The organism is Microbacterium sp. M1A1_1b, assembly GCF_053345565.1.
The window spans coordinates 397,957-423,651 of record NZ_JBKFAJ010000001.1 but is presented as its reverse complement, the minus strand read 5'-3'; the positions used below and the strand labels follow the sequence as shown (position 1 = coordinate 423,651).

Genomic DNA, 25,695 nt, shown 5'->3' with positions numbered 1-25,695 from the left:
GTGTCCGGAGATGACCGACCACCACGGCACGTCCCGCCGTCACCGCGTCGGGATCCTGGTCTTCGACGGCATCAAGATGCTGGACGTCTCCGGACCTGCCGAGGTCTTCGCGGAGGCGAACGCGTTCGGTGCTCGGTACGACGTGGTGATCGTCTCGCCCGACGGCAGGCCGGTCAGCACGTCGATCGGCATCGAGCTGCCGGTGGCGGCGGCCGCAGCGGACCTGGACCGCGTCGACACGGTCCTGGTCTCCGGAGGGGACGTCTTCCCGACTGCACCCGTCAGCGACGAGCTCCGGAAGGCGACGCGCCTGCTCGCCGAGACGACGGACCGCTTGGCCTCGATCTGCACGGGTGCATTCGTCCTGGGGGCAGCCGGACTGTTGCACGGACGGCGGGCGACGACCCACTGGCGACACACGCAGCTGCTCGCGTCGCTCTACCCTGACGTTGACGTGCAGCCCGATTCGATCTACGTCCGTGACGGGCAGGTGTAAACCTCGGCCGGGGTGTCCGCGGGGATCGATCTGGCACTGGCGATGGTGGAGGACGACCTGGGGTCCGACCTGGCTCGGCGGGTGGCGCAGTCCCTCGTCGTGTTCATGCAGCGGTCCGGCGGCCAGTCGCAGTTCTCGGCGTCGTTACAGGGTCCGGCTCCGCGCTCGTCCGCGCTCCGTGACGTGACCGACCTGGTGAAGAGCGACCCTGCTCGGGAGTACTCGGTCGGCATCATGGCGGAGCTGGCGAGCATGAGCGTGCGCCAACTGAACCGGGTCTTCCGCGTCGAGCTTGCGACGACTCCGTCGAAGTTCGTCGAGAGCATCCGCCTGGACGCCGCGAAGGCCGCCTTGGCCTCTGGGTACTCGGTCACCGAGACGGCACAACGGTCCGGCTTCGGCAATCCCGAGACGCTCCGACGGATCTTCGTCGCGCGCGTCGGTGTCCCGCCGACCACGTACCAGCAGCGGTTCGCGACTGCCAAGCGCAGCTGACCCGGACTTCCTGTTTGTCCTGCCACCGGACTGACACACGGCTGCCGCGGTCGCGCCACGCCCACCCGGCAGGGTCGGAGCATGACCACGAAGCGAACGCGCATGATCCTGCCGGCCATCGGTGTCGCCGCCCTGACGGTCCTGCTGACCGGGTGCTCCGGCGCCGATGCCGGCGCGCAGCCGACGACCACACCGCCCGCAACCGCCACGTCGGCCGCGAGCACCCCGACCCGAACGCCCACCGCTGCGCCCACCCGGTCGGCCGCCGCAGCGCCGACCTCGGCGACGCGCGGCTCGGCGGCGTCGGGCACGCAGGCGGGCTCGTCGTCCGGCGGGTCCTCGGCCGGGGGTCGGTGCGCCACGTCGCAGCTGTCCGGCTCCGTTGCCGACGGAGGGCCGGCGACGGCTGGCGCCCAGCCCGTCGCGATCATCCTGCACAACGAGTCCGCCGCGACCTGCACCCTGCAGGGCTGGCCCGGCGTCTCGTTCGTGGGCGGCGGCAACGGCACCCAGATCGGCACTGCGGCCACCCTGGACCGATCGACGCCCCACACCACGCAGACCCTCCACCCGGGCGGCGAGGTGCAGGCGATCGTCACCATCGCGCACGCCGGCAACTGGGACTCCGCCACCTGCGAGCCGCGCGTGATCGACGGCTTCCGTGTCATCCCGCCGGGGTCGCGCCAGGCGCTGTTCGTCGGCGCGTCGGGGTCCACGTTCGAGGCGTGCGCGTCCACCGGCGTGCACCAGCTCAGGACGAGCGCGCTCGCGTCGTTCTGACGCCGGGCGATGCTCTGACCCGGTGATGCGACGGACGGGAGGCGCGGTGCCAGCTGGCACCCCGCCTCCCGTCCGTCGCGTCCACGTCAGTGACTGTCGGAGAGCCCGCCGCCCAGGAACGTGGACTGCGCCGTGTCGTCGGTGAGCCCGCAGTTGTAGATCGCCCACGGATCGGTGTGCCCGTCGTTGAACGTGAACGGGTAGACGAGCTGGTAGTGGCCGTCTGCTGCCGTGTACCCGGAGGGGTTGGCGGTGAAGGTCAGCGTGACACCGGCGTCCTCTGCGCCCTTGCTGCACTCCTGGTAGACGTGCTGCGCGAGCGTCGGGACAGCGGCCGGGGCCGCCGGTGCCGCAGTCGGCGTCGGTGCGGACACGGGAGTCGGGGTCGGCGGCGTGGTGGGGCGCGCCGTCACCGGGTCTGCCGCCGCGGTCGCCGTCGGGGTCGCGCTGTCGGCGTTGGAGGCGGTCGGTCCGGAGACTGCCGCGGTCGTCGTGGCGCAGCCGGCCAACGCCGCGAGCAGCGCCATGGCGGACAGTGCGGTCAGTGTGCGAGTGGTGCGGTGCATGGCGGCCCTCCGGTGATCGAGACGAGATGTGCTCACTTGGAGATGTCGGACCGCGGCGGATCCTGACAACCAGTCGTCAAGTGATCGTCCCTCGGCGGACCCGGATCAGCGAGTGCCGCGACCACCGGTGATCGGGTCGTCGTCCCACGGCACCGGGGTCGTCGTGCCGGACTCCCAGTCCGCGCGGAGCATGCCGTACCCGACCGAGGCGAGCGCGGGACCGCCCTCGACCGGCCATCCCGCTCGGTAGTGCGCCTCCTTCACCCACCCGGCGCCGAGGAACGTGCGCCGCATCGCGGTGTTGTCCTCGCGCGTCTGCCCCTCGAACCGCTCCGCGTCGACCATGGTCCGGAACACGTGGTCGGTGGTCGCTCGGAGCGCGGGCACCCCGAGACCGCGGCCACGATGCGTGCCCGAGATGCGCAGGTCGAACAGCGGCACGGGGTCGGCGACGTCCTCCAACCGGACCACACCGAACCGGCCGTGCTCGTCGGAGTCGAGCCAGAACGAGTCGTGGTCGTCGTCGCGCCAGGCACCGTCGTCGATCGCCCGCTGGGCATCCTCGACGCTGATCGTGCGCCGGACGTGGAACGGGAACTCCTCGGTCGTCAGGAACGCGACCAGCGCCTGCCGGTCCGCGCCGGCCGGGTCCATCCGGGTGAGCTGCACGGTCATCCCGCCACGGTAGCGAAGCCGTTCCGGTCGTCTCGGTGCAGGGGACGGCGACGGCGGACCGCGTGCGAGGATCGTGGGATGGGGGAGACGATCGTGGTGCCGGCGCAGAGCGTGGAACACATCACGCGGGAGTCACAGGGGTGGGTCGTGGTCGCGCGGTCGTTCGGCGCGCACCTGGATGCGGCGCGCATCGACCGCCCGCGATTCCGACAGCTCGTCGCCGACGCGGTCTGCACCGTCCGCGAGCTCGGGCCGGCAGACGTCGACGCCGTGCTCCGGCTCGACCGCGCGACGATCGGGGACTACCCCGGCAGCGTGGCGACCCAGCACACGCCGCTCGACCAGCGGAGTGCGACGCCGTCGGCCTCCCGGCGGGCGTTCGGCGCCGTCGAGGCGGACGGCGAGCTCGTCGCGATGACGTACGTCGACGTCGACGTCGACGTCGATCAGACGCGTCGGCGGGCTGAAACGGACTTCACGGTGGTGCACCCCGACTGGCGCGGGCGGGGCCTGGGGACGGCCGTCAAGGCGGCGTCACTGCTTGCGCTCCTGGACGACGGCGTGGTCCGGTTCCGCACGGGAGGATCGATGGACAACGCCGCGATCCTGGCTGCGGGCGACACGCTCGGGTACGTCCGCGACGAGGAGTGGGTCACGCTCGAGGACCACGCGACCTGACGTCAGGCCCGGGCGTCGATCGTGTCCTGCGCTGGCTCGCCAGCGGCGGCACCACGGCTGTCCCGCAGCGCGACCCGTGCCAGCACGAGCGTCGGCACGACGGTCAGCGCCACGATCACCGCGCCGATGAGCGCCGGCCCCGCGACCCCGAGTGCGCCGAGCGTCGCGCCGGCGATCGCGGTGCCCACCGCGGTGCCGAGGTTGAACGACGACACCGTGAAGGCCGACCCGAGCGTCGCGGCGGACCCGGCAGCACGGACCGCCAGGTGGATGAGCACCCCGTTCGCGCTGAGGCCGAACAGCCCGAGCACGACCATCAGCGTTGTCGTCACCCACGGCAGCCCGGACACCGTCCCGATGCCCAGCAGCAGCACCGTGCTGACCGCCGGCGTGATGACGGTCACCAGGTGCGGGTGCCGGTCGCCCAGCCGGCCGCCGAGCACGGTGCCGACGAAGGAGCCGACACCGAAGCCGGTGAGGACGAGCGGTACGGCGGCCGAGGTGACTCCGGCCTGGTCGGTGAGCAGCGGCGCGATGTACGAGTAGGCCGCCACCACACCGCCGGTCGTCGTCGCGCAGGCGGCCAGCACGAGCCACAGCCGCCCCGACCGCAGCCCGGCGAACTGCCCACGGATCGACACCGTGCCCGTCACGCGGCTGTGCGGCACGAACCGGGCGACCAGCACCGCAGCCACGACGGCGGCTGCGGCGATGGCCCAGAACGTCCCGCGCCACCCGAGCAGCTGCGCGAGCACCGCGCCGACCGGCACGCCGATGACGGTGCCGAGCGACCCGCCTGCGCCGACGATGCCCTGGGCGCGTGAACCGAGCCCAGGGCCGGCGGCGTCCGAGGCCACCACGGCGGAGACCGCCCAGAACGCCCCGGCAGCCAGTGCCGTCAGGAACCGGGCGGCGAGCAGCGTGCCGAAGTGCGACCCGGTCGCGACGACGACGTGGCCGATGATGAACACCACCAGGGCGAGCACGAGCGTCAGGCGCTTCGGCATCCGCAGGGTCAGCAGCGTCATCGTCGGACTGCCGACGATCATCCCGACGGCGAACACCGTGATCAGCAGACCGGTGTGCGCCAACGAGATCCGCAGGTCGCCGGCGATCTCGGGCAGGATCCCCGCCACGACGAACTCCGACGTGATCATCAGGAACGTGCCGAGCGCCAGGACGTAGACCAGGAACGGCAGCCGCGTCACGACTGCGCCCCGGTGACGGCCTCGGTCCGACTCCAGTTCGCCAGCAGCTGCAGGGCCTCGGCGTTCCGCGATCCCGGCTCGGCGGTGTACACGAGCAGGTTCAGACCGGCACCCTCGATCGGCGCCAGGTTCTCGAAGGACAGCTCGACGTCGCCGACCAGCGGGTGCCGGAATGTCTTCAGCCCGGAGCCGTGCAGCCGGACGTCGTGCTTGGCCCACTTCGCCCGGAAGTCGTCGCTGCGGGTGCTGAGCTCACCGATCAGCTCCTGCAACCCCTTGTCGTGCGGGTTCTGCCCCGACGCGGTCCGCAGCATCGCGACCGAGGTGTCGGCAGCGCCGTCCCAGTCCGTGTAGAAGCGGCGCGAGCGGTCCTGGTGCAGGAAGTTGAAGCGCGCGAAGTTCGGCTGGTCCGGTTCGGCGGCGAAGACGTCCGCGTACAGCGCCCGGCACAGCGGGTTCGCGGCGACGATGTCCAGCCGGCCGTTCTGCACGAAGGCGACGGCGTCGGTGATCGCGTCCACGACGAACCGCATCGACGGGCGCAGGGCAGCAGCACCGGACGCCGCACGACGCTGGCGGACCGGCGAGCTGTTCGCCGTCCGAGCCAGGTCGAACAGGTGCGCGCGTTCGGACTCGTCGAACCGCAGCGCTGCGGCGATCGCCTCGAGGACGACGTCCGTGACCCCGCCCAGTTCGCCACGTTCGATCCGGGCGTAGTACTCCACGCTGACACCGGCGAGCATCGCGACCTCGCCGCGACGCAGCCCCGGCACGCGTCGTCCGGGGCCGCCGGGCAGGTCGACCTGTTCCGGTCGCACCCGGGCGCGACGCGACGTCAGGAAGTCGCGGACCTCTGGGTTGTTCGTCATGCCACCGACCGTAGGCCCGATGCGGGTCCGGAAGGGTGCCACGACGGGGAACCCCAGCACCCGCTGGCGCACTCCTACCGTGGACGCATGACCCCTTCCCGTCACGCTCGGACCCTGTCCGCCCTGTCCGTGGCCGCCGCATCGATCGCTGTCGCCGGGTGCTCGACCGCGAGCGGCTCGTCGCCGAGTGATCCCGCCCCCGGTGCGCCGTCCTCGAGCGCGACACCGAGCGGCAGCGCGGCTCCCGAGCCAGGAGGCACCACCCCGATCCGCCTGACGATCGGCGGCACGACCACCACCGGCACGCTGGCCGACAACCCGACCGCGCGCGACCTGGTCTCACGCCTGCCGGTCACTCTGCGGTTCGGCCCCCACGACGACCTCGAGAAGACCAGCCACCTCGACACCCCGCTCGACACCACCGGCGCCCCCGAACGCGGCGACCCCGAACCGGGCGACATCGGGTACTACGCACCCCAGGCCGACCTGGTGCTCTACAACGGCGACGTCGGAGCGTTCCCCGGCATCATCCGGATCGGCACCTTCGACGGCCCCACCGACCTGGTCGCGGACCAGCAGGGCACGTTCTCGGTCCGTATCGAACGCGACCGGTGATCGGGTCGCGCTGACCACCGGACAGGAGGACCGGTGCCAGCTGGCACCGCGCCTCCTGTCCGTCAGCTGGTCGCGGTCAGCGGCCGCTGCCGGACCCCGACAGTGCGCGCGCGTAGTCGACCGTCGGCAGCGCCGTGAACCCGAGCGACTCGTAGAGCGCTCGGGCCGGTGCGTGGAAGTCGTCGCCACCGGTGCCGATGTGGACGACCTCGACGCCGCGCTCCTGCAGGCGGTCGATGACGGTCGCGCACAGCGTCCGTGCCACACCGGTGCGCCGAGCTGCGGGATGGACGGCGACCATCTCGAGTCGCCCGGAGGTGCTGTCGATGACGTCCCATCCGACGTACCCGGCGATGCGACCGTCGACCTCGGCGAGCGTGATGAAGCGCTCGTGTTCGGGGTCGAGCAGGGACGGGACCTCTGCCCGGTAGTCGTCCTCCCACTGCCCGTGGTCGTGCCGGGTGACCTCGGGACGGAGTTCCAGGAGCGATCCCGTGAAGAGCGGCCGGAAGACCTCGATCGTCAGGTCGACGAGCGCTGGCAGATCGGACGTCGTGCAGTCGCGGACGTGCATGGGGCTGAGCCTTTCGTGAGCATGCTGAAGAAGTCCTCCCGGCGGGGTCGCGGGGAGGCCGTGCGGCCGGTTCGGCCGTTCCTTCAGTGGCGGGTGCGCCAGCTCGCGAAGCAGTCCATGCTGAGGACGGTACCGCCGTCCTCGACGCCACGGAAGGACTCGACGCGATGCGACCGTTGATCCTGACCGGGAGTCCCGCCGTCGGGAAGACGACCTGCGGGCGTGCCCTGGCCCTCGAACGTGAGCGCGCCGCGTTCATCGACGCCGACGACGTGCGACAGTTCGTCGTCGCGGGCGATGCGCCGCTCTGGTCCGCGGACGAGGGCCGCGCGCAGCACCTGCTGGCGACGGAGAACGTCAGCGCCGTCGGGCGGAACCTGCGCAGGGACGGGTTCGACGTCGTGGTGGCGGACGTGGTCACGCACGCAACGCTCCCGCGCTACCGGAGCGGTCTGCCGGGGTGCCTCGTCGTCCACCTGGCCATCACCCTCGACGCTGCCCGCGAGCGTGCGGCGACGAGACCGGGGTACCTGACGGACGACGAGTTCACGCTGCTGCACCGGATGACGGCCTCGCCGCCGCCCGTCGACGTGGTGCTCGACGTCGGGGATCTCAGCGTCGACCAACAGCTGGACCGTGTCCGCGCGGTGTGGCTCAGCGCCTGAACCGGTCAGGTCAGGCGGCGCGCTGGCGGAACCAGCGCACCAGCTGACGGACCGCGGGAACCGCGGACATGGCGTCGCCGTCGTGCGAGTCCAGGTCGTCGAACGTCGCGCGGTACCCCGGCACGTCCTCGAGCTCCTGCTCGGACGGGAAGCCCATCGTCCACTCTGGGAACTCTCGGTCCTCGATGACCTCCTCCAGCAGCACGGTGACCTTGGTGTGCCGGGGGTCGTCGCGGATGGTGCGCATCTTCTGCCGGACCTGGGCGTCAGGCCCCTCGAGCACCTGCAGGAAGTAGCCGTTCCGGAACAGCAGCATGCCGGTGATGCCGGTGTGCTCGTTCGACGCACGGCTCTGCGTGAGCAGCGCGGTCAGGTCGGCGGGTTCGAGGGTGCTCGTGGCGACGCTGGAGTAGGTCAGGGACAGCATGCGGCCCATCGAACACCGTCCGTCCAGTGCGACGCCCGGTGTAGGACGATCCCCGCACGCTGCGTCCGCGCGGTGTCAGCTGCCGCTCGTGACGGGCACGCGGTGCGCGGAGCCGACCGCGGTCACCGAGCCGGTCAGCGACGATCTGGTGCGGCGGACGAGTGCTCCGGCTCGACGATGGTGCGGACGGCCTCGGTCGAGATCCGTTCTCCGGCAGCACCGGGGGTGGACTCGGTGTCGGTCGGTGTGCCGTGGTCGTCGGCCGACATGGTGCGCTCGTCGAACGGTGCCGTCCCGGACAGCACGCGCTCGACCTGGTCCTTGTCGATCTGCCGGGTCCACGTGCCGACCAGCACCGTGGCGACCGCGTTGCCGGTGAAGTTCGTCAGCGCACGCGCCTCGGACATGAACCGGTCGATGCCGACGATCAGGCCGACGCCGTTGACCAGGTCCGGGCGGTGCGCCTGCAGTCCGCCGGCCAGGGTCGCGAGTCCGGCCCCGGTGACGCCGGCGGCGCCCTTCGACGCGATGATCATGAAGACCAGCAGCGAGATCTGCTCGGGGATGTTCAGCGGTGTGCCGAGGGCGTTCGCGATGAACAGCGAGGACATCGTCAGGTAGATGGCCGTGCCGTCGAGGTTGAAGGAGTATCCGGTCGGCACGGTGACGCCGACGACGGGCTTCGAGACGCCCAGGTGCTCCATCTTCGCGATGAGCCGGGGCAGGCTGACCTCGCTCGAGGACGTCGACACGATCAGCAGGTACTCGCGGCCCAGGTACTTCATGAGCCGGAAGATGTTCACGCCGGTGACGACCCGCAGCAGCGTGCCGAGCACCCCGACGACGAACACGATGCAGGTGATGTAGAAGGCGATCATCAGCGTGCCGAGGGCGACGAGGGCCGAGACCCCGGTGGCGCCGACCACGGCCGCGATCGCGCCGAACGCACCGACCGGAGCGACCCACATCACCATCGCCAGGATGCGGAACACCAGCGCCTGCAGGTGGCGCACACCGGTCAGGATCGGTGCACCCTTGGGACCCATCGCCTGCAGCGCGAACCCGACCAGCAGCGCGACGAACAACGTCTGCAGGATGCTGCCGCTGGTCAGCGAGGACACCAGCGTCGCGGGGATGATCCCCAGCAGGAAGCCGCTCGTCGAGGACGCGTCCTCGCTGCTGCCGGCCGGCAGCTCGTACCGCGCGTTCGACATGTCAAGGTGGTCGCCGGGGTGGATGAGGTTGCCGACGACCAGCCCGATCGCGAGCGCGAAGGTCGACATCACGATGAAGTACCCGAGCGCGAGCCCGCCGACCTTGCCCACCGTCGCTGCCTTGGCGATCGAGCCGACGCCGAGCACGATCGTGCAGAAGATCACCGGCGCGATCATCATCTTGATCAGCGCGATGAACCCGTCGCCGATGGGCTTCAGCCCGACGGCGAAGGTCGGCGCGGTCAGTCCGACGACGATCCCGGCGGCGACCGCCACGATGACAGCGATGTACAGCCAGTGGGAACGGTCCAGCCCGCGGCGCCTGCCGGGCCGTGCGGGGGACGCGTGCGTCGATGCCATGAGACTTCCTTGTCCTCAGGACCGGGGCTGCGTCGCACCGGTCCGCTCGTGCTCGTCGGGAGCGGGTCCACCTTCGCGCGGATCGGTCCTGGTCCGTGACTTGCGTTCATTGCGTTCACGGATCGCAGCAGGAACGTCCCCGGTGCACGAGAATGGTGGTCCCGCGACGGAGCGAGGAGGGTCGGACAGTGGCACCGAGACGATGGAGCATCGCCATGCGGCTCTTCGCGCTGCAACTGCTGTTCGTCGTCGTCGGGGTGGTGGTCGGCGGGGCCTGGAGCTGGCACTCGGCCCGCGCGGACCTCGAAGCGGACGCTGCCGACCGGTCGACCGTCATCGCGGTCGCCATCGCCCGCAACCCGTTCGTGGTCGACCAGGTCGAGGGCAGCGACCCGTCGAAGCGGCTCGAGCCCTACGGGCTCGACCTGATGCGGACGACGCACACGGACTTCATCACGATCATGGCGCCGGACCGCACGCGGTACACGCATCCGGACCGGTCCGAGATCGGTCGGCCGTTCCAGGGCACCATCGCACCGGCGCTTGCCGGTCGGACGTTCACTGAGACGTTCGCCGGCACGCTCGGGCCGTCGGTCCGGGCGGTGACACCGATCACCGACTCGGACGGTCGGGTGGTCGGGCTGGTCGCGGCCGGCGTCACGGTCGCGAACATCGGTGCCGCGCTGGTGCCCCGCCTGGTGTCGGTGATCGCCCTGGCGCTGGCGATCGTCGCGGTGTCGGCGCTGTTCTCGTGGCTGCTCAGTCGGTACCTGAACCGGGTGACCGCGGGACGTGGGCCCGAGGAGCTCGCACGGGTGTTCGCGTCCTACGAGGGCGTGTTGCACTCCGTCCACGAGGGACTCGTCGTGATCGACCGAGCCGGCCAGGTCGTGCTGTACAACGACCGGGCCGCGGAACTGCTGCGCCTGCCCGAGCCGACCGACCCCCAGCAGCCGATCCCGGTCGCGGCGCTCGACGTCCCCGAGGGGCTCCGCGACGTCCTCGGTTCCGGCGACCGTGCCGTCGACGAGACCCATGTGTCCACGGATCGCGTGCTCGTGGTCAACCAGGAGATGGCGTTCGCGCGCGGGTCCGCCCGACCGATCGGCACGGTGGCGACGATCCGCGACCACACCGAGCTGCTGCACCTGTCCGGCGAGCTCGCCGCCACACGGACCCTCACCGACGCCCTGCGGTCGCAGACGCACGAGTTCGCCAACCGGATGCACGCCGTCGTGGCGCTCATGGAGCTCGGACGTGTGGACGAGGCGATCCGGTTCGCGTCCGACGAGATCGACCGGAACGGCGACACCGACCCCCGCGCGGACGCGGACGCACGCGACCACGCCACCGTCAGCACGGACACGGGCACCCACGCCACCGACGACGTCACCACCGCCGACGTCGTCGTCGCGGTCCTGCACGGCAAGCGCGCCCAGGCGCACGAGCGCGGGGTCGACCTGGCGATCGACACGACCGCCCTGCACGGCGCGCTGCCGATCGCCGCGGCGGACTTCATCACCGTGGTCGGCAACCTCATCGACAACGCCCTCGACGCCGTCACCGATCAGCAGCACCTGCCGACAGGGGGCCGCCCCGGCTCGCGCGTCACCGTCACCGTGGCGACGACGATGGACGGCGGCACCCGGCTCACGGTCGCAGACAACGGCCCGGGCATCGACGACGTCGACACGGCGTACGAACGCGGTTGGTCGACCAAGCAGGCGGGCCCGGAGGGCCGGGGGATCGGCCTCGACCTGGTGCGCTCGACGGTCGCCCGGATCGGCGGCGACATCACCGTCGTCACCGGGCCCGCCGGCAGCAGCTTCACAGTGGACATCGCGGCGAAGCAGGTGCCCGCATGACCGAGACGATCCGCGTGCTCATCGTCGAGGACGAGCCGCTCACGGCCGAGGCGCACGCCGCCTACGTGGCGCGACTCGAGGGGTTCACCGTGGTCGGGTCCGCTGCCACCGGACGCGCCATGCTGGCGGCGGTGCAGGCCGAACAGCCGGATCTCGTGTTGCTGGACTTCACCCTGCCCGATGCCCACGGCCTCCAGCTCGTCCGCGCCCTGCGGACCGCCGGGTCCGCCGTTGACGTGATCGCGGTGACCGCCGCGCACGACGCACGGGGCGTGAAGAACGCGATCGCGTTGGGCATCGTGCAGTACCTGGTCAAGCCGTTCAGCTACCGCACCTTCGCCGAGCGGCTGACGACCTACCGCGAGTTCCGGCGCGGCTTCGAGGACCGCCGGTCACTGTCGCAGGCCGACATCGACGAACGGCTGGGCAGCCTGCGTCCGTCCGCGCCGTTCGAGCTGGCAAAGGGAATCGCCCGTGAGACCCTCGACGCTGTGCAGGCGGTCCTGATGGCGTCCGCCGCAGGCGTCTCGGCGACCGAGGTGGCGGACGCGACGGGCACCTCGCGCGTGACGGCGCGGCGGTACCTCGAGCACCTGATCACCGCCGGGCAGGCCGACAAGGACGTCCGGCACAGCGGCCCCGGCCGCCCGGAGTACGAGTACCGCTGGTTGCGCTGACGCGCCGTCGGACAGGAGGCCCGGCTCGGCTCCGGTGGGTGGGCACCTGTCCGGCTGGCTGCCGGCCTACAGGCCCTGCGCCGTGGAGGGCGCCCAGCTCCGGAACCGCGCGGCCAGCCGGTCACGCATCGACGAGTCGGCCACGATCACGTCGGCACCGCCGTCGTACGGGCAGTACACCCACGTGGCGTCCGGACCGGTCGCCACGAACTGCGCACGGTCGTCAGCCGCTGCCACCAGCAGTTCGGTGAGCGCGTCGACCGACGGCATGTCCTGCACCCACAAGTACCGACGCACGTCGTCATCCTCGTCGAGCCCCCAGTGGTCATCGGACCTGCGCCACGGCCAGCGGTCCGGCAAGGCCGACCGTGTCCAGCCGCTCTCGATGTCCTCTGCGCCGAAGTCCGCGGCGATGACGGTGGCCGATCCGCCTGGGGGCAGCAGCGCCTCCAGGACCGTGCGGTGCCGGCGGAGCACCTCGGCGTGTTCGTCCGCGGTGTCGGCGTACCGCTTGCCGTCGGGCAGGCTCCACACTCGGAACCAGCGGTCCTCGTGGCGCTGACGCAGGAGGTGTCCAAGCGGCGGGACGTCCCAGGCAGCGTCCCACCGTGCGCCGAGCTCCACCGCCCGGGCGCTGTCCTTGCCGCGGCGGAACGATCCGCGCCTGGTCAGCGCGCGGCGTACCGCCCCGACGGTCAGCACGGGGTCTCCGTCAGCGGCATCGTCCACGCGATCTCCCGATCCAGCTGCCCGGTCTCCGCGAACAGCCGCACCTGCTGCGTGTCAGCCAGCCTCGACGCCAGTTCGTCGCGGTCGGCGGGCACGAACCCGAGCGACTTCCAGAACGGACCCGACCGGCGCGAGAAGAGCCACGCGCGTTCCGCCCCACTCCGGGCGGCCTCGGCGAGGGCGAACCGTGCCAGCCGTGTTCCCGCGCCGGCGGCACGTGCGTCCTCGGCGACCGCGACGCTCCGCACGAGCACGTGCTGGCCATCGGCGCTCCGTTCGAAGCCGGTGCTGCCCGTGATCGCGCCGTCGGGTCCGTGCTCGACCCACACACGCAGGCCCGGGTCGTCGAGTCCCGCGATGGTCAGGTCCGCCCGCTGCAGGAAGGCCCGCAGCTCGTCGACGTCCGCCGCGCTCCCCGGTCGCAGCGGACCAGCGCCCGTGGCGATGAGTCCGAACCGGCGGACCGCGACGCCGTCATGCCGCTCGGATGCCGTCCACGCCGAGGCGAAGCGCTCGAGCACGGCGACCGAGCCGGCGTTGTCGGCGAGGCACACGGCGACGACCGGGTCGATCCCGAGCGACGATGCGCGGACAAGCACCTGCCGCACGGCCCACGAGGCCACGCCACGACCACGCGCCAACGGACGGATGCCGTAGCCCAGGTGGCCGTCGCGCTGGACACGAGGGTCGTGGGCGGCGCGCAGCGCGATGCCTCCCAGGACCGTGTCGCCGTCGACGATCCACCACGTCGCGGTCGGGTCGCGCCGGAGCAGGTCGACCCAGCGGCGGAACCCCTGCTCCGAGTCGACGTCGTCCTCGGCCGCGATCCCGAAGCCGTCCTCGTGCAGGCCCGGACCCCACTCGCGGTGAGCGGCTAGCCACTGCTCGTGCAGGTCGGCACGGGGTCTGACGAGTTCGAGCATGGATCAGCCCGCGTCCCGCGCGAGTGCGTGCGCGCGCTCCGGTGCCACTCCGAGCAGGAGGAGGGTCGCGTGAACGGCGGCATCGACCGGGACGGGGCGGTCATCGTGGTCGCCGTCCGCGATCGTGAACACCGCGGACCAGGCCAGCTGGCCGAGGACGTCGGCGGGCAGGTGGTCCCCGAAGGCGCCCGCTCGCTGGCCACGTTCGACGAGTTCGGTGAGCCGGGTCTCGATCGGTCGCAGGATCGCGTGGATGTCGGCACCGAACTCGCCACGGCGCAGCACGATGAGCACCCGGTACCGGTGCGCGACCGGCCACAGCCGACCGACGAAGTCTGCCCATGCCGCGTCGGCCGCCACCTCCGGCGGGTGGGACGTGGTCAGCACCCGAGCGATCTCGTCGACGGCGCATCGGGCCAGGGCCGTCACCAGGTCCGCCCGGGTGGGGAAGTACCCGTAGACCGTGCGTCGCACCACTCCCGCCGCGGCAGCCACGTCGCCCATGCCGGCATCCGGACGTGCCCCGAGCACGTCGATCGCCACGTCGAGGATGCGCTGTTCGGTCTCGGGCGAGCCGGGACCCGTGGTGCTGGGCGTCATGGACCCCATCATTGCACACGCCTGTGCAACGAACTACGCTGCACACCGGTGTGCAACCCGACACCGACCACCGCCATCGAGGAGTCATCATGACCGAACCGGCAGCACCCACCGCCATCCGTCCGTTCCGCATCGCGGTTCCGGACGCGGCGATCGACGACCTGCACGCACGCCTGGACCGGACCCGCTGGCCCTCGGTCGAGACCGTGGGGGACTGGTCGCAAGGGGTCCGGACGGCGGACCTGCGTGCGCTGGCCGAGCGCTGGCATTCCGGGTACGACTGGCGTCGCTTCGAATCCGCGATGAACGCGATCCCGCAGTTCACGACGCCGATCGACGGTGTCGACGTGCACTTCCTGCACGTCCGCTCGGCGGTCCGCGGCGCGATGCCACTGCTCCTGACGCACGGCTGGCCCGGATCGAACGCGGACTTCCTCCGTCTGGTCGGACCGCTCACCGATCCCCAGGCGTTCGGCGGTGACCCGGCGGACGCCTTCGACGTGGTCGTCCCGTCCCTGCCCGGAGCGGGGTTCACCACCGCGCCGACCGACACCGGGTGGACGGTCGACCGGATCGCCCGGACCTGGACGACGCTCATGGAACGGCTTGGGTACGAGGCCTGGGCGGCACACGGAGGGGACTGGGGAGCAGCAGTCACCACGGCGTTGGGGGCCCAGCGGCCGGATGGACTGCTCGGCATCCACCTCAGCACGCCCTACGCGTTCCCGTCGGTTCTGCCCGAACAGATGACCGCCGACGAGCAGCGCGCGGTCGACGGGCTTGCGCGGTACGCGGGGGAGCTCGGCGGATCGAACCACCTGCAGGGGACGAAGCCGCAGACGGTCGGATTCGCCCTGGCCGACTCGCCCGTCGGACAGGCGGCGTGGCTCTACGAGAAGTACCAGTCCAAGACGGACAACGCGGGACGCGCCGAGGACGCGATCGATCTGGACACGATCCTCGACCAGGTGTCGCTCGCGTGGTTCACGAACAGCGCGGCGTCGTCAGCGCGGATCTACTGGGACAACCGCACCGCCACGATGGCCGGACCCAGGCTGTCGTTGCCGGTCGCGGTGACCGTTTTCCCACACGACGTCCCGCGGCTGCCACGGAGCTGGGTCGAGCAGGCGTACACCGACCTGGTCCGCTTCGCCGAGGCCGACCACGGGGGGCACTTCGCCGCTCTCGAGCAGCCCGCGGTGCTCGTCGACCAGCTCCGGACGGGTCTGGCCGGTCTGCGATCGTCCGTCTGACGCCATCGACGCGATCGCCGGTCGGTACCCAGGTGCCACATCGGTGCGACCGACGACCGACGCTCAGGCCGGCGCCGGCACAGGACACTGCCGTCATGGACACCCGCACCCAACCCCTGCCCGTCGTGGTCGCCCCGCACCCGGCTGCGGACTCGCAGCACCTCCGCCCGACACCGAGCGCCGGCCGACTCTTGGTGGTCGCCGGCGTCGTCGCCCTGATCGCCCTGGTGGTGGTCCTCGCGCTGAACTGGGCGACGGTCGTGTCGGCGATGACGGTGGTGGGGCTCATCGCCCTCGGACTGCTCGTGCTCACGGCTGCCCTGCTCCGCCTGGCTCTCGGCAGCACACGGGGCGTGCTGCTGTTCCTGCTCGGCGTGGTGGTCGGCCGGGTCACTGGTCGTCGACGCACCCCGTAAGCTGCCGCGGTGGATGCAACGCTGCCCTCGGGGACGACGCGACGACGCGTCGAGCTCCGACTCGTCCGACCGCTCCTGACGTGGTTCGCCCGCCCGACCGTCACGATCGACGGTGTCGGCCACCCCGCGCAGTGGGGCGACGGCACGTGGGCGGTGCCGGACGGTGGTGGCACCGTGATCGGCGTCTACCTGTACAACCGCGCCTGGCGGTTCGGCTCGGCGTCGGTCGACGTCCCCGCCGCTGCTGACGGCGACGCGTTCGAGTACCGCGCTGGTCTGCTGCCGGTCGGTTCCGGGACGATCCGTCGACGCTGACCTGCTGGACGCCCGACGCCGCGCGGCAATACTGTGGCGGCATGTCGACGGTCAGGGTGCACAACTTCGCGGTCTCGCTCGACGGCTTCGGTGCCGGTGCGGACCAGTCGGCCGACCGGCCCTTCGGGCACGCCGACGGCCGGCTGATGAGCTGGTTCATGCAGACAGCGACGTTCCGCGGGATGCAGGGAGCGTCTGGAGGCTCCACCGACGTCGACGACGTCCACGCCCGCAGGTGGACGCCCGGCATCGGCGTCGAGATCATGGGCCGCAACAAGTTCGGCCCGCAGCGTGGCCCGTGGCCGGACGACGGCTGGACCGGCTGGTGGGGGGACGAGCCGCCGTTCCACACGCCCGTCATCGTGCTGACCCACCACCCGCGCGAGCCGCTCGTCATGCAGGGCGGCACGACCTTCCACTTCGTCGATGCCGGGCCGGCCGAGGCGCTCGCACAGGCACGTGCGCTCGCGCCGGACACCGACGTCCGGATCGGCGGCGGGGTCGAGACCGTCCGCGAGTTCCTGCAGGCAGACCTGGTCGACCACCTGCACGTGGTCGTGGTGCCCATCGTGCTCGGCCGTGGCGAACGTCTGTGGGACGGTCTCGAGGGGCTCGAGGACCGCTTCGACGTCGTCGCCGAGCCGTCCCCGACCGGCGTCGTCCACCTGACCTTCGACCGCCGCGCCGAACCGCCCGTCAGGGGCTGAAGGGCAGCTGCCCGGGCACGACGAGCTGTCCGCCGGTCACGGACAGCGCGATCGCCAGGCCGAGCGCCGAGGCGACGACGACGGTGAGCGCCACCCGCAGGACGCGTCCGTACGGTCGACCTCGTGCCACGGACGCCAGCACGACGATCCCGACCAGGTGCATGACCACGAGCGGCGCGACCATGAAGGTGATCGACGCGCCCTGTGTCGCCCCGCTCGCCGTTCCCCGTGTGGCTTCTTCGGAGACGCCCCACATCCACAGCCATCCGAGCGTGGTGACGGGAACACCGAGCGCTCCGCAGAGCCAGAACGCGATCGCCCGCCCGGGCGAGGACGGTTCGGAAACGGCGGTCATGGCGCGATGCTAGCGCCCCGTCCGGCCCCGACCCGAGCAGTGGCGTCAGGCCTGTTCGGCAGCTGCTGCGTCGGGGCCCTGCTCGGCGGCCTTCGGGTCCATCCACCCGAACTCCAGCACGTTGCCGTCCGGATCGGTGAGCTGCCGCTGGTACATGAACCCCAGATCGGTCGCGGGCCGGGCCTCGGAACCGCCGGCACCGACACCCGACGCCACGACCTGGTCGACGGCGTCGCGGGAGTCGAGCATCACCGCGGTCAGCACGGACACCGCCTGGGACGGGTCGCCCGCCGGTCGGTCGGTGAAGCTCTGGAAGAACTCCCGCCGCAGGATCATGAACGCGCTGTGGTCGTCTTCGACGATCACGCACGCGGCGTTCTCGTCCGTGAAGAGCGGGTTGATCGTGAACCCGAGCGAGGCGTAGAACGCCTTCGCCCGGTCCAGGTCGGTGACAGGCAGGTTGACGAAGACCATGGGCATGTGGACGCTCCTTCGCGCGGTGTGACCACACCTTGGCACCGCGGACGCGTGCCTGCAACCAGGTGGCCGGGTGGAGACGGACAGGAGGAACGGTGCGGGCCCGCACCGTGCCTCCCGTCCGGCGGTCCAGCCGTCCGCAGACTCAGCGCCGGGTCGCGCCGATCGCCCAGACCCTCGGCGGCTCGACGCCGTTGACGGCGTGGTCACCGACGATGCGGGCCTTGAAGACCCACGGGTTGTGGCTGCCCGCGGTGCGGGCGTTCCGCCAGTGCCGGTCGAGGTTCTTCGTGGTGCTGACGCCCGAGGCAGCGAGTGCGTCGAACAGGTGCGACGTCGCCCGGGTCGCGAGCGACGTCAGTGCGACCTGCGCCTGCGCGGTCGCGAGCTCGGCGCGGTCGTTGCGGCGCTCGTCCTCGGCCGGGTCCAGGAACGCGCCCTCGTACGCGCCCTGCAGCGCCTCGGCCGCGCGGGCGACGATGGCCTCGGCCGCGAAGCCGGCGGCTGAGACCTCGCCGACGACCTGCAGGATCTGCGGGTCGGCGGCGAAGGTGTCGGCGTTGCCGTGCGAGAACACCCGGGTGCGGTTCCTGACCTCGAGCGCGATCTCGCGCTCGGCCGCCAGCACGGACCCGGCGAGCACGCTGAGCAGCACCGCTTGGTAGAACGCCGTCTGGTACTTGAACCGGTCGTCGAACAGCACGACGTCGTCGGCCCCGACCCGGGCGTCGCGGAACGTGCTCGTGCCGGACCCGGTGGTCTGCTGGCCGAACCCGTCCCAGTCGTCGGTGTGGGTGACGCCGTCCTGGTGGGCGTCGACGATCGCGATGACCCGTTCGCCGGTGTCGGTGCGCTCGGCGTAGGTGTCGATCCAGTCGGCGAAGATGCTGCCCGTCGAGTAGTACTTCTGCCCGGTGATGCGGAAGCCACCCTCGGGGTCGGGCGTGACCTTCGTGATGACGTCGCCGATCTGCACGGAACCGACCTCGGTCCACGAGTTGCCGGCGATCTCGCCCCGGCCGAAGCGTTCGAGCCACACGTCACGTGGGCCGGATCGAGCGACCAGGCGGTCCTCGACCAGGGCGAAGTGGCCGCGCAGGGCCTGCGGGAGGTTGCTGTCGGCGGCCGCGAGCTCGGTGAGCAGGCGGAACAGCTGGGGGAGCGTCGCGCCGGAGCCGCCGAACTCGACGGGGACGCGCAGGGCTCCGAACCCGGCGTCGGCGAGTTCGCGGATCTCGGCGGTGGGCAGGCGGTGCGCGCGTTCCCGTTCCGAGGCTCCAGCGGCGATGCGGTCGAAGACCGGTCGGAAGCGGGCGGACAGGGCCTCGTCGCTCGGGGCGTCCGTGGTCGCGGGGGCGGGAGTGGTGGTGGTCATGGTGGAGTCCGTTCTCGTCGTCAGGCTGCGGCAGGTGCCGTGGCGGGGGATGCGGTGACGGTGTCGCCGTCACCGGGTGTCGTCGTGGTCAGGGCCGTGCGTGCAACGGTGCGTCGTGCGAGCAGGGCGGCGCCGCCGAACACCGCGACCAGCACCACCAGCGCGGTGCTCGTGGCGACCGGGCCGGTCGGCCAGTGCCCGGTGAGTCCGAGCACCGCCGGCACGGTCGTGGTGACCTGGCTGGCCAGCACGAGTGCCCAGCCGGTGTAGGTCGTGATCGCGCTGCGGCCGAGGGCGAGCAGGACGAAGAACAGCGTCCAGAGCACCGCCCACCCGGCCCGCAGCACGGCGAGCACCGGGTCGTCGCTGACGTGGACGACCGCGAACACGACGGCGAGCGCGGCGACCAGGCCGCAGAACCAGCCGAGCCCGACGGAGCCGAGCGAGAACAGTGCGTCCAACCCGACGTACAGGTAGGTGAGCCCGAACAGGAAGGTGCCGGCGATCGCGAAGAGCGCGGGCAGGGAACCGTCGGCCGACACGGCGACGGCGATGCAGAGCACGAGTTGCAGGCCGCCGATCAGGACGTTGAACACGCCGCTGTCGCGACCGGGCACATGCCCGAGCAGGGTGAGACCGTTGACCAGGAGTGCTGCCCCGGACAGGACCAAGCAGATGAGCGCCATGCGGGGGACGCTAGCGAGCGGATCACGGCCGTCGGAAGGCCTGCGGCGCCAGGTGACGAAGGTGGTCGCCGTGTGACGTCGCGTGTCGTCCGTCGGTGTCGTCCGGTGGCGGTGCGTGTCGTCGTGTGACGGTACGTGTCGTCGTGTGACTGGTCAGGCGGCGGTGCGTTGCGCTCCGGCGGCGCGGGCGACGACGACCGTGACGGCGAGCAGGACGGCGGGTACGAGCATCGCCAGACGCAGTCCGAGGTGCTCGCCCAGGAACCCGAGCGCGGGCGGGCCGACCAGGAACGCCACGTACCCGGCGGTCGCCACGACCGACACGCGGCGGTCGCCGTCGGTCGGGTGGTCGCCGGCGGCCGACACGGCGAGCGGGAACCCGAGGGCGATCCCGAGACCCCAGACGACGGCGGCGGCAGCGGTGACGATCGGCGTCGGCGAGACGACGACCGCGAGCACGCCGACCAGTCCGACGACGCCGCACGCCCGGACGACGGCACCGCGCCCGAAGCGGGTCACCAGCGGGGTGCCGGCCGACCGGCCGATCAGCATCGCGAGGGCGAAGCCGGTGAACACGAGCGACCCGAGGACCTCGGGGGCGTCGTGGTCGGTGGTCATCAGCAGCGGGAGCCAGTCGCTCGCGGCGCCCTCGGCGAAGGCCATCGCGAGCGTGATCACCGCGATCAGGAGCAGTTGGACGGTGATGACGGACCGGCGCGTCGACGGTGCCGCGGTGCTGGTCGCGGCGCTGTCGGTCACGGGCTCGTCGAGCCGGGGCATCGGGCGGATCGTCAGCACGGCCGTCAGGGCGAGTGCCGCCATCACACCGGCCGCGATCGGCAGGTGCACCACGACCGGGACGCGCCACGCGGTCATCGCGATCCCGACGATGCCGCCGGCGACCGAGCCCAGGCTGAAGCACGCGTGCAGGACGGGGACGACGGGCTTGTCGACGACGCGTTCGACCGCGGCAGCCTCGACGTTGAGCCCGATCTCGGCGATCCCGGCGCCGAACCCGATCAGGAACAGCCCCACCCAGACCCCGGCCGCCAGCTGCGCGGGTGCGAGCAGCCCGACCAGCAGCGTGCCGACGACGGGCAGGGCGCCACCGGCCAGGATGAGCGGCTTCGGGCCGATCCGCCGCAGCAGGACGCCGGCGCCGAGGATCCCGAGCATCGATCCGATCGACAGGCCGAACAGCACGAAGCCCATCGCCTCGATCGACGCCGCGAGGTCGGCGCGCACCGACGGTGTCCGGGTGATCCAGGACGCGATGCCGAACCCGGTCATGGTCGACGTCGCGAAGAGGGCGACTCGGTGCAGTCGGGTCGAGGGCAGCGTCGCCGGGATGTCCACACGTCGATCCTGCTCCCCGTGCACAGGCACCGCCTGCCAGGCTGGCCGGAGACATGGAACTCTTCGCACCCGAACTCGTCGTCGTGCTCGCCACGGCGATCGCCGTCACCGCCGCCGTCGCCGGGCGTCTGAAGATCGCCCCACCCGTCCTGCTGCTGGCGTTCGGCGCCGCCATCGCCTTCATCCCGGTGTTCGGGAAGCTCGAACTGCCCGCCGACGCCGTGCTGCTGCTGTTCCTGCCAGCCCTGCTGTACTGGGAGAGCCTGACGATCTCGCTGCGGGAGATCCGCGCGAACTTCCGCGGCATCCTGCTCATGGGCACGCTGCTCGTCGTGCTGACCGCCGGCGGGGTCGCGACGCTGCTGCACCTGCTCGGCATGCCGTGGGGGCCGGCGTGGGTGCTCGGTGCCGCGGTCGCCCCGACCGACGCCACCGCCGTCGGTGCCCTGACCCGCTCGCTGCCGCGGCGGAACACCACCGTGCTGCGCGCCGAGAGCCTGGTCAACGACGGCACCACCCTGGTGATCTACGGCATCGCGGTCGCGGTCACCGCCGGCGAGCAGACCCTGACCGTGTGGAACGTCTCGGGCATGCTCCTGCTGTCGTACGCCGGGGGGATCGCCGCCGGACTGGTCGTGGCGTGGCTCGGGATGCTCGTGCTGCGACGGATCTCCGCCGTCGTGCTCGAGAACCTGCTCACCCTGCTGGTGCCGTTCGTGGCGTTCCTGGCCGCCGAGGCGATCGGGTCGTCCGGCGTGCTGGCGGTCGTGGTCGCGGGCCTGGTGGTGAGCCAGGTGGCGCCGAAGCTCGACCGCGCCGAGACCCGGCAGCAGACCCGGCAGTTCTGGTCGTTCGCGACCTTCCTGCTCAACGGTGCGCTGTTCGTCCTGGTGGGCATCGAGGCCACGATCGCGGTGCGCGAGCTGCAACCCCGCGAGCTGCTGGTCGGCCTCGGCATGATCGGGCTGGTCTCGCTCGCGGTGGTGGTCCTGCGGTTCGCGTTCCTGAACCTGTCGTGGGGAGCGGTCCGCCTGGTGACCCTCCGCACCGGCGGGTCTCCGCGCGAGGGACACCGGGACCGTGTCGTCAGTGGCTTCACCGGATTCCGGGGCGCCGTGTCACTTGCTGCCGCGGTCGCCGTGCCCCGCATGGTCGAGAGCGGCGCCGCGTTCCCCGAGCGCGACCTGATCGTGTTCGTCGTGGCCGGGGTCGTCGTCGTGACGATCGTCGCGCAGTCGCTCGTGCTGCCCGTCGTCGTGCGGTGGGCAGACTTCGGCGGCAGCCACGAGGTGATCGAGGAACGCCGGACCGCCGAGCGACGGGCGATCGAAGCGGCACTCGACGCCCTGCCCCGGCTCGCGAAGCGCTCTGGTGTCGACGCCGAGCTCGTGCAGCGCATCCGCGACGACTACGAAGGCCACCTGGCCCTGGTCCGCGCCGAGCAGAGCGACGACGACGACCACCCGCTGCTGCAGCAACGCGGCGCGGCCGTCGAGCTCGAGCTGGAGCTCGTCCGGCTCAAGGCCGCCACCGTGCTGCGCATGCGCGACGACGGGGACATCGACGACCTGGTGCTGCGGCAGGTGCGCGCCGAGTACGACGCCGAGGAGACCCGGCTGCTGCGCCAGGGCGAGCGCGACTGAGCGTCCCGGCGCGCAGCATCGCACCGCGTCGCGTCGACGCTCAGGCCGAGCGTGCCCGCTGGAGTCCTGCGCGGCGCGCCCACGCCCGCCACGGCAGGGACGACGCCAGGGCCGACCCGATGACGACGGTGCCGAACCACCCGACCAGCACGCCCGGGATCGGCACGAGCAGGCTCATCCACAGCAGGACCGCCAGCACACCGAGCACGTAGGCCGCCCCGGCCTTCAGGTGGCGCAGCCGCTTCAGCCCCGCCGCCTGGTCCAAGCGCGAGGTCAGCCGTGCCAGGAACAGCGCCCCGACGCCGATCGCCGCCGCACCGACGGCCGCCTGCTCGAGCGCGCCGAGCCCGTCCGACCCGAGCACACCCGACCCGGACAGCGAGTACACGCCGTCCAGGATCTCGAACAGCATGAACACCACGAGCCCCCGCTCGAACACCACCGTCGACGCGTAGGTGTGGACCCGCCACGAGCGCAGCGAGGACCCGGAGCCGAGCGACCACGCGGCGATCCGCTTCGACGTCAGGTACGCCCCGATGCCCGCTGCGCCCCCGATGGCGACCGGCAGCACCGCGCCGGCGGCCCACGCCGTGTCGGACCCGACCAGCAGGCCCGTCAGCACCACCCCGGCCGTGGCGGTGACCAGCGACCAGGCGCGCGGCCGGGCGACGGCGGCGAGCCGGGCCTCCAGACGGCCGAGCCACGCCCTGCGCGCCGCACGGTCCGTGTTGAACAGGTACTCCGCGAACACCATCCAGATGAACGACGCGCCGAAGGCGGCCAGTGCGGGCCGGACCTCTTGCAAGTGGGCGCTGAAGGCGCCCGGGGCGACGACGGCCTCGGTGACGGCCTGGGCGGGGTCCGTGGCGTCACCGACCGCGACGGCGGCGGGCGGCAGCATCAGCCGCATCGCGAGGACACCGGCGACGATCCCGAGCGACAGGAACAGGCGTCTGGCGGGGGAGTGCAGGCGGCCCGCGATGCCGGCCATCGGCACCGAGGAGTCGGCCGCCATCGCGATCTCGAGCATCGCGAGGGCGACGAACGCGACCGCGGCGGCGGGACCGAGGACGGTCCACGCCAGCGCGGCGCACGCGACGGTGACGAGGAGCGGGAGGGTCAGGAGGGATCTGGCCATCGCCCCATGGAGCGCTCCCGAGCTGGGCAGGACGTGCGGTGGCGCTGGGCGCGGGCCGGGAGGTCCGGGCCGGTTCCCCGGATCGGGTGACGCCCGGTCCCCCCTTGCGTGGACGCGCCGCGCGCCCCGCGCGCGGGTCAGGTGCGCAGGGTGCCTCGGACGACGGAGTCGCCCGAGTGTGTCGGGTTGCCGTCGTCGGCCTCGGCGGAGACGTCGACCACGGGGTACCGAGACGGGTCGACGCCCGAGGGCACCACGAACCGTCCGGTGTCGCCGTCCAGGAACCCGACGCTGACCAGTCCGCGCAGGTCCGAGCGCATCATCCAGACCTCGCGGAGCGGTGCCTGGCCCTCGGTCGCCTTGTGGTCCAGGTCGACGACGAGCATGAGTCGGCCCTGGGCGTCGCGCTCGAGTTCGGCGCTGCCGGCGGCACCGTTCCACCCGGGCAGCGGGTCCAGGGCCGTGCGCGACACGACCGTGGCCGCGGGGTCGTCACTGCGGAACAGGACCGCGCCCACACCGATCCCGGCCACGAGCGCCACGATCCCGACCCCCGCGGTGAGCAGGGCGACGGTGCGGCGGCGGATGCGACCACGGCGTCGGGGTGCGACGTCGGACGGGGGTGCCGGTGTCGCTGCGGGGGCGGCGTCGGTCGGTTCCTGTTCGACGGGCGCCGGGACGACGGGAGCCGGTTCCTCCCACGCCGTGTCCGTGCGGTGGGTGTCGAAGCCGAGGTCGGTGGCGATCCGGTCCCACACGGCCGGGGCCGGGCGTTCCATCGCGACGCCCTCGGCACTGCGTGCAACGGACACCACGCGTCGGAGGTCGTCGAGTTCGTCCCGGCACGTGGGGCATGCCGCGAGGTGCTCGGCTTCCGCGCCCGACGGGCCCACCTCGCCGATGGCGAGCAGCGCGAGGGTCTCCTCGTCGATGTGGTTCATTCGATCACCTCCAATCGCATTCGGAGCCGAGCCAGACTTCGACGGATGTGGCTCTTCACGGTGCCGAGCGGCAGGTCGAGCCGTTCGGCGATCTCACGGTGGCTGAGTTCCTCGTAGAACGCCAGTCGCATCACCGTGCGGGGGACCTCGTCCAGCCGGTCGAGCTCGCCCGCGACCATCACCCGCTCGGCGAGTCCGTCGGTGACGTCCTCGGCCGTGGGGGCCGCGGCTTCCTCCCCGGCGACCGCCAGGGTGAGTCGCAGGCGCCGGGTGCGTTCGGTGTGGGCGTCGGTGATGCAGTTCCGGGCGATGCCGACCAGCCAGGCACCGAGTGGCGCCTTGGCCGGGTCGTAGGTGGAGCGACTGCGCCACGCCCGGACGAACACCTGCTGGGTGACGTCCTCGGCCGCGGCGACGTCGGCGAGCGAGCGGAGTGCGAGCGTGTGCACCAGGGGCGACCAACGCTCGTACACCGAGCGCAGGACACGCTCGTCGCCGCTGCCGAACGCGTCGGCGAGCGCGGTGTCGTCGGGTGGTGTGATCGTCACGTCGTCGTGGGGCCTTCCGGTGACCGCGATGGGCACCTGTCCCGATGCTAGGGCGTCGGGCCGGGTCGC

General features: G+C 72.0%; 31 protein-coding genes. 13 read left to right on the top strand and 18 right to left on the bottom strand.

The annotated features are described in order from the left end of the window. Window positions 1-10 precede the first annotated feature (10 nt). The 3 genes from ACLBWP_RS02020 (at window position 11) to ACLBWP_RS02010 (ending at window position 1,771) form a co-directional block, all read left to right on the top strand. Window positions 11-496 carry an AraC family transcriptional regulator gene (locus tag ACLBWP_RS02020; protein ID WP_447653824.1) on the top strand — a complete coding sequence of 162 codons (486 nt, stop codon included), beginning with the start codon at window positions 11-13 and terminating at the stop codon, window positions 494-496. A gap of 12 nt (window positions 497-508) precedes the next feature. Then, entirely contained in the window at window positions 509-991 is a 483-nt protein-coding gene (locus ACLBWP_RS02015; RefSeq protein ID WP_447653823.1) for a GlxA family transcriptional regulator, read from the top strand. 81 nt (window positions 992-1,072) lie between these two features. Next, window positions 1,073-1,771, top strand: a complete 699-nt coding sequence (locus ACLBWP_RS02010) for a DUF4232 domain-containing protein (protein WP_447653822.1) — start codon at window positions 1,073-1,075, stop codon at window positions 1,769-1,771. A gap of 86 nt (window positions 1,772-1,857) precedes the next feature. Here ACLBWP_RS02010 and ACLBWP_RS02005 read toward each other — a convergent pair whose 3' ends face one another. Continuing rightward, window positions 1,858-2,337, bottom strand: a complete 480-nt coding sequence (locus tag ACLBWP_RS02005) for a hypothetical protein (protein ID WP_447653821.1) — start codon at window positions 2,335-2,337, stop codon at window positions 1,858-1,860. Window positions 2,338-2,442: 105 nt separating this feature from the next. Next, complete coding sequence (locus ACLBWP_RS02000) at window positions 2,443-3,012, bottom strand: GNAT family N-acetyltransferase (protein WP_447653820.1); 570 nt, start codon at window positions 3,010-3,012, stop codon at window positions 2,443-2,445. Window positions 3,013-3,090: 78 nt separating this feature from the next. Between ACLBWP_RS02000 and ACLBWP_RS01995 the strand changes: the two genes are divergently transcribed. Continuing rightward, window positions 3,091-3,690: an N-acetyltransferase family protein gene (locus tag ACLBWP_RS01995; protein WP_447653819.1), complete on the top strand. Its 600-nt coding sequence runs from the start codon at window positions 3,091-3,093 to the stop codon at window positions 3,688-3,690. A gap of 2 nt (window positions 3,691-3,692) precedes the next feature. Here ACLBWP_RS01995 and ACLBWP_RS01990 read toward each other — a convergent pair whose 3' ends face one another. Both ACLBWP_RS01990 and ACLBWP_RS01985 read right to left on the bottom strand, forming a co-directional pair. Then, window positions 3,693-4,898: an MFS transporter gene (locus tag ACLBWP_RS01990; protein WP_447653818.1), complete on the bottom strand. Its 1,206-nt coding sequence runs from the start codon at window positions 4,896-4,898 to the stop codon at window positions 3,693-3,695. Continuing rightward, window positions 4,895-5,767 carry a helix-turn-helix transcriptional regulator gene (locus tag ACLBWP_RS01985; RefSeq protein ID WP_243563373.1) on the bottom strand — a complete coding sequence of 291 codons (873 nt, stop codon included), beginning with the start codon at window positions 5,765-5,767 and terminating at the stop codon, window positions 4,895-4,897. The genes ACLBWP_RS01990 and ACLBWP_RS01985 overlap by 4 nt, the downstream gene beginning before the upstream one ends. Before the next feature lie 87 nt (window positions 5,768-5,854). On the opposite strand from ACLBWP_RS01985, the gene ACLBWP_RS01980 reads away from it, so the two are divergent. After that, a complete protein-coding gene (locus ACLBWP_RS01980) occupies window positions 5,855-6,382 on the top strand; it encodes a cyclophilin-like fold protein (RefSeq protein WP_447653817.1) in 528 nt (175 codons plus the stop codon). A 76-nt stretch (window positions 6,383-6,458) separates the two neighbouring features. Here ACLBWP_RS01980 and ACLBWP_RS01975 read toward each other — a convergent pair whose 3' ends face one another. Further along, window positions 6,459-6,956 (bottom strand): GNAT family N-acetyltransferase, encoded by a 498-nt coding sequence (locus ACLBWP_RS01975; protein WP_447653816.1) that lies wholly within the window; start codon window positions 6,954-6,956, stop codon window positions 6,459-6,461. Between the two features lie 167 nt (window positions 6,957-7,123). Between ACLBWP_RS01975 and ACLBWP_RS01970 the strand changes: the two genes are divergently transcribed. Continuing rightward, window positions 7,124-7,621, top strand: coding sequence for an AAA family ATPase (locus ACLBWP_RS01970; protein WP_447653815.1), 498 nt, complete (start codon window positions 7,124-7,126; stop codon window positions 7,619-7,621). A 10-nt stretch (window positions 7,622-7,631) separates the two neighbouring features. On the opposite strand, the gene ACLBWP_RS01965 is transcribed toward ACLBWP_RS01970, so the two are convergent. Then, a complete protein-coding gene (locus ACLBWP_RS01965) occupies window positions 7,632-8,048 on the bottom strand; it encodes a BLUF domain-containing protein (RefSeq protein ID WP_447653814.1) in 417 nt (138 codons plus the stop codon). Window positions 8,049-8,182: 134 nt separating this feature from the next. Next, on the bottom strand, window positions 8,183-9,622 hold the full coding sequence (locus ACLBWP_RS01960; RefSeq protein ID WP_447653813.1) for a cation:dicarboxylate symporter family transporter: 1,440 nt from the start codon (window positions 9,620-9,622) through the stop codon (window positions 8,183-8,185). A 188-nt stretch (window positions 9,623-9,810) separates the two neighbouring features. On the opposite strand from ACLBWP_RS01960, the gene ACLBWP_RS01955 reads away from it, so the two are divergent. After that, entirely contained in the window at window positions 9,811-11,487 is a 1,677-nt protein-coding gene (locus tag ACLBWP_RS01955; RefSeq protein WP_447653812.1) for an ATP-binding protein, read from the top strand. Next, entirely contained in the window at window positions 11,484-12,164 is a 681-nt protein-coding gene (locus ACLBWP_RS01950; RefSeq protein ID WP_447653811.1) for a response regulator, read from the top strand. Before ACLBWP_RS01955 ends, ACLBWP_RS01950 begins: the two co-directional genes overlap by 4 nt. A 66-nt stretch (window positions 12,165-12,230) precedes the next feature. Here the strand turns inward: ACLBWP_RS01950 and ACLBWP_RS01945 are convergent, their stop codons facing one another. From ACLBWP_RS01945 to ACLBWP_RS01935, 3 genes are read right to left on the bottom strand one after another with little or no spacing between them, the layout of a single operon-like run. Continuing rightward, window positions 12,231-12,893, bottom strand: a complete 663-nt coding sequence (locus ACLBWP_RS01945; RefSeq protein ID WP_447653810.1) for a DUF3885 domain-containing protein — start codon at window positions 12,891-12,893, stop codon at window positions 12,231-12,233. Next, entirely contained in the window at window positions 12,860-13,816 is a 957-nt protein-coding gene (locus ACLBWP_RS01940) for a GNAT family N-acetyltransferase (protein ID WP_447653809.1), read from the bottom strand. Before ACLBWP_RS01940 ends, ACLBWP_RS01945 begins: the two co-directional genes overlap by 34 nt. A 3-nt stretch (window positions 13,817-13,819) precedes the next feature. Next, window positions 13,820-14,416: a TetR/AcrR family transcriptional regulator gene (locus ACLBWP_RS01935; protein WP_447653808.1), complete on the bottom strand. Its 597-nt coding sequence runs from the start codon at window positions 14,414-14,416 to the stop codon at window positions 13,820-13,822. Between the two features lie 89 nt (window positions 14,417-14,505). On the opposite strand from ACLBWP_RS01935, the gene ACLBWP_RS01930 reads away from it, so the two are divergent. The 4 genes from ACLBWP_RS01930 to ACLBWP_RS01915 all read left to right on the top strand — a co-directional run bounded on the left by ACLBWP_RS01930 (window position 14,506) and on the right by ACLBWP_RS01915 (window position 17,107). Then, window positions 14,506-15,669, top strand: coding sequence for an epoxide hydrolase family protein (locus ACLBWP_RS01930; protein ID WP_447653807.1), 1,164 nt, complete (start codon window positions 14,506-14,508; stop codon window positions 15,667-15,669). A 95-nt stretch (window positions 15,670-15,764) separates the two neighbouring features. After that, complete coding sequence (locus ACLBWP_RS01925) at window positions 15,765-16,085, top strand: hypothetical protein (protein ID WP_447653806.1); 321 nt, start codon at window positions 15,765-15,767, stop codon at window positions 16,083-16,085. 9 nt (window positions 16,086-16,094) lie between these two features. Next, complete coding sequence (locus ACLBWP_RS01920) at window positions 16,095-16,400, top strand: hypothetical protein (protein ID WP_447653805.1); 306 nt, start codon at window positions 16,095-16,097, stop codon at window positions 16,398-16,400. A 41-nt stretch (window positions 16,401-16,441) separates the two neighbouring features. Next, entirely contained in the window at window positions 16,442-17,107 is a 666-nt protein-coding gene (locus ACLBWP_RS01915; RefSeq protein ID WP_447653804.1) for a dihydrofolate reductase family protein, read from the top strand. Here ACLBWP_RS01915 and ACLBWP_RS01910 read toward each other — a convergent pair. The 5 genes from ACLBWP_RS01910 to ACLBWP_RS01890 form a co-directional block, all read right to left on the bottom strand. Continuing rightward, window positions 17,097-17,462, bottom strand: coding sequence for a hypothetical protein (locus ACLBWP_RS01910; RefSeq protein ID WP_447653803.1), 366 nt, complete (start codon window positions 17,460-17,462; stop codon window positions 17,097-17,099). The genes ACLBWP_RS01915 and ACLBWP_RS01910 overlap by 11 nt on opposite strands. A gap of 45 nt (window positions 17,463-17,507) precedes the next feature. Then, complete coding sequence (locus ACLBWP_RS01905) at window positions 17,508-17,942, bottom strand: VOC family protein (RefSeq protein WP_447653802.1); 435 nt, start codon at window positions 17,940-17,942, stop codon at window positions 17,508-17,510. Window positions 17,943-18,084: 142 nt separating this feature from the next. Then, window positions 18,085-19,314, bottom strand: coding sequence for an acyl-CoA dehydrogenase family protein (locus tag ACLBWP_RS01900; protein WP_447653801.1), 1,230 nt, complete (start codon window positions 19,312-19,314; stop codon window positions 18,085-18,087). 20 nt (window positions 19,315-19,334) lie between these two features. Next, a complete protein-coding gene (locus ACLBWP_RS01895; RefSeq protein WP_447653800.1) occupies window positions 19,335-20,000 on the bottom strand; it encodes an AmiS/UreI family transporter in 666 nt (221 codons plus the stop codon). Window positions 20,001-20,153: 153 nt separating this feature from the next. Beyond that, window positions 20,154-21,356, bottom strand: coding sequence for an MFS transporter (locus ACLBWP_RS01890; RefSeq protein ID WP_447653799.1), 1,203 nt, complete (start codon window positions 21,354-21,356; stop codon window positions 20,154-20,156). A gap of 53 nt (window positions 21,357-21,409) precedes the next feature. Here ACLBWP_RS01890 and ACLBWP_RS01885 point away from each other — a divergent pair, with 53 nt between their 5' ends. Further along, window positions 21,410-22,999, top strand: coding sequence for a Na+/H+ antiporter (locus tag ACLBWP_RS01885; RefSeq protein WP_447653798.1), 1,590 nt, complete (start codon window positions 21,410-21,412; stop codon window positions 22,997-22,999). A gap of 40 nt (window positions 23,000-23,039) precedes the next feature. On the opposite strand, the gene ACLBWP_RS01880 is transcribed toward ACLBWP_RS01885, so the two are convergent. The 3 genes from ACLBWP_RS01880 to ACLBWP_RS01870 all read right to left on the bottom strand — a co-directional run bounded on the left by ACLBWP_RS01880 (window position 23,040) and on the right by ACLBWP_RS01870 (window position 25,662). After that, window positions 23,040-24,137 carry a DUF475 domain-containing protein gene (locus tag ACLBWP_RS01880; RefSeq protein WP_447653797.1) on the bottom strand — a complete coding sequence of 366 codons (1,098 nt, stop codon included), beginning with the start codon at window positions 24,135-24,137 and terminating at the stop codon, window positions 23,040-23,042. A gap of 137 nt (window positions 24,138-24,274) precedes the next feature. Further along, on the bottom strand, window positions 24,275-25,078 hold the full coding sequence (locus tag ACLBWP_RS01875; RefSeq protein ID WP_243563352.1) for an anti-sigma factor: 804 nt from the start codon (window positions 25,076-25,078) through the stop codon (window positions 24,275-24,277). Further along, window positions 25,075-25,662, bottom strand: coding sequence for an RNA polymerase sigma factor (locus tag ACLBWP_RS01870; protein ID WP_243563351.1), 588 nt, complete (start codon window positions 25,660-25,662; stop codon window positions 25,075-25,077). The genes ACLBWP_RS01875 and ACLBWP_RS01870 overlap by 4 nt, the downstream gene beginning before the upstream one ends. Window positions 25,663-25,695 lie beyond the last annotated feature (33 nt).

Bases quoted from the DNA above. Each gene is read 5' to 3' on its own strand.
- ACLBWP_RS01910 (WP_447653803.1), bottom strand. From the start codon at position 17,462: ATGACCGCCGTTTCCGAACCGTCCTCGCCCGGGCGGGCGATCGCGTTC.
- ACLBWP_RS01970 (WP_447653815.1), top strand. From the start codon at position 7,124: ATGCGACCGTTGATCCTGACCGGGAGTCCCGCCGTCGGGAAGACGACC.
- ACLBWP_RS01915 (WP_447653804.1), top strand. From the start codon at position 16,442: ATGTCGACGGTCAGGGTGCACAACTTCGCGGTCTCGCTCGACGGCTTC.
- ACLBWP_RS01940 (WP_447653809.1), bottom strand. From the start codon at position 13,816: ATGCTCGAACTCGTCAGACCCCGTGCCGACCTGCACGAGCAGTGGCTA.
- ACLBWP_RS01885 (WP_447653798.1), top strand. From the start codon at position 21,410: ATGGAACTCTTCGCACCCGAACTCGTCGTCGTGCTCGCCACGGCGATC.
- ACLBWP_RS01960 (WP_447653813.1), bottom strand. From the start codon at position 9,622: ATGGCATCGACGCACGCGTCCCCCGCACGGCCCGGCAGGCGCCGCGGG.
- ACLBWP_RS01950 (WP_447653811.1), top strand. From the start codon at position 11,484: ATGACCGAGACGATCCGCGTGCTCATCGTCGAGGACGAGCCGCTCACG.
- ACLBWP_RS01975 (WP_447653816.1), bottom strand. From the start codon at position 6,956: ATGCACGTCCGCGACTGCACGACGTCCGATCTGCCAGCGCTCGTCGAC.
- ACLBWP_RS01935 (WP_447653808.1), bottom strand. From the start codon at position 14,416: ATGACGCCCAGCACCACGGGTCCCGGCTCGCCCGAGACCGAACAGCGC.
- ACLBWP_RS01980 (WP_447653817.1), top strand. From the start codon at position 5,855: ATGACCCCTTCCCGTCACGCTCGGACCCTGTCCGCCCTGTCCGTGGCC.
- ACLBWP_RS01905 (WP_447653802.1), bottom strand. From the start codon at position 17,942: ATGCCCATGGTCTTCGTCAACCTGCCTGTCACCGACCTGGACCGGGCG.
- ACLBWP_RS01875 (WP_243563352.1), bottom strand. From the start codon at position 25,078: ATGAACCACATCGACGAGGAGACCCTCGCGCTGCTCGCCATCGGCGAG.
- ACLBWP_RS02005 (WP_447653821.1), bottom strand. From the start codon at position 2,337: ATGCACCGCACCACTCGCACACTGACCGCACTGTCCGCCATGGCGCTG.
- ACLBWP_RS02010 (WP_447653822.1), top strand. From the start codon at position 1,073: ATGACCACGAAGCGAACGCGCATGATCCTGCCGGCCATCGGTGTCGCC.
- ACLBWP_RS02020 (WP_447653824.1), top strand. From the start codon at position 11: ATGACCGACCACCACGGCACGTCCCGCCGTCACCGCGTCGGGATCCTG.
- ACLBWP_RS01900 (WP_447653801.1), bottom strand. From the start codon at position 19,314: ATGACCACCACCACTCCCGCCCCCGCGACCACGGACGCCCCGAGCGAC.
- ACLBWP_RS02000 (WP_447653820.1), bottom strand. From the start codon at position 3,012: ATGACCGTGCAGCTCACCCGGATGGACCCGGCCGGCGCGGACCGGCAG.
- ACLBWP_RS01895 (WP_447653800.1), bottom strand. From the start codon at position 20,000: ATGGCGCTCATCTGCTTGGTCCTGTCCGGGGCAGCACTCCTGGTCAAC.
- ACLBWP_RS01985 (WP_243563373.1), bottom strand. From the start codon at position 5,767: ATGACGAACAACCCAGAGGTCCGCGACTTCCTGACGTCGCGTCGCGCC.
- ACLBWP_RS01925 (WP_447653806.1), top strand. From the start codon at position 15,765: ATGGACACCCGCACCCAACCCCTGCCCGTCGTGGTCGCCCCGCACCCG.
- ACLBWP_RS01880 (WP_447653797.1), bottom strand. From the start codon at position 24,137: ATGGCCAGATCCCTCCTGACCCTCCCGCTCCTCGTCACCGTCGCGTGC.
- ACLBWP_RS01965 (WP_447653814.1), bottom strand. From the start codon at position 8,048: ATGCTGTCCCTGACCTACTCCAGCGTCGCCACGAGCACCCTCGAACCC.
- ACLBWP_RS01930 (WP_447653807.1), top strand. From the start codon at position 14,506: ATGACCGAACCGGCAGCACCCACCGCCATCCGTCCGTTCCGCATCGCG.
- ACLBWP_RS01995 (WP_447653819.1), top strand. From the start codon at position 3,091: ATGGGGGAGACGATCGTGGTGCCGGCGCAGAGCGTGGAACACATCACG.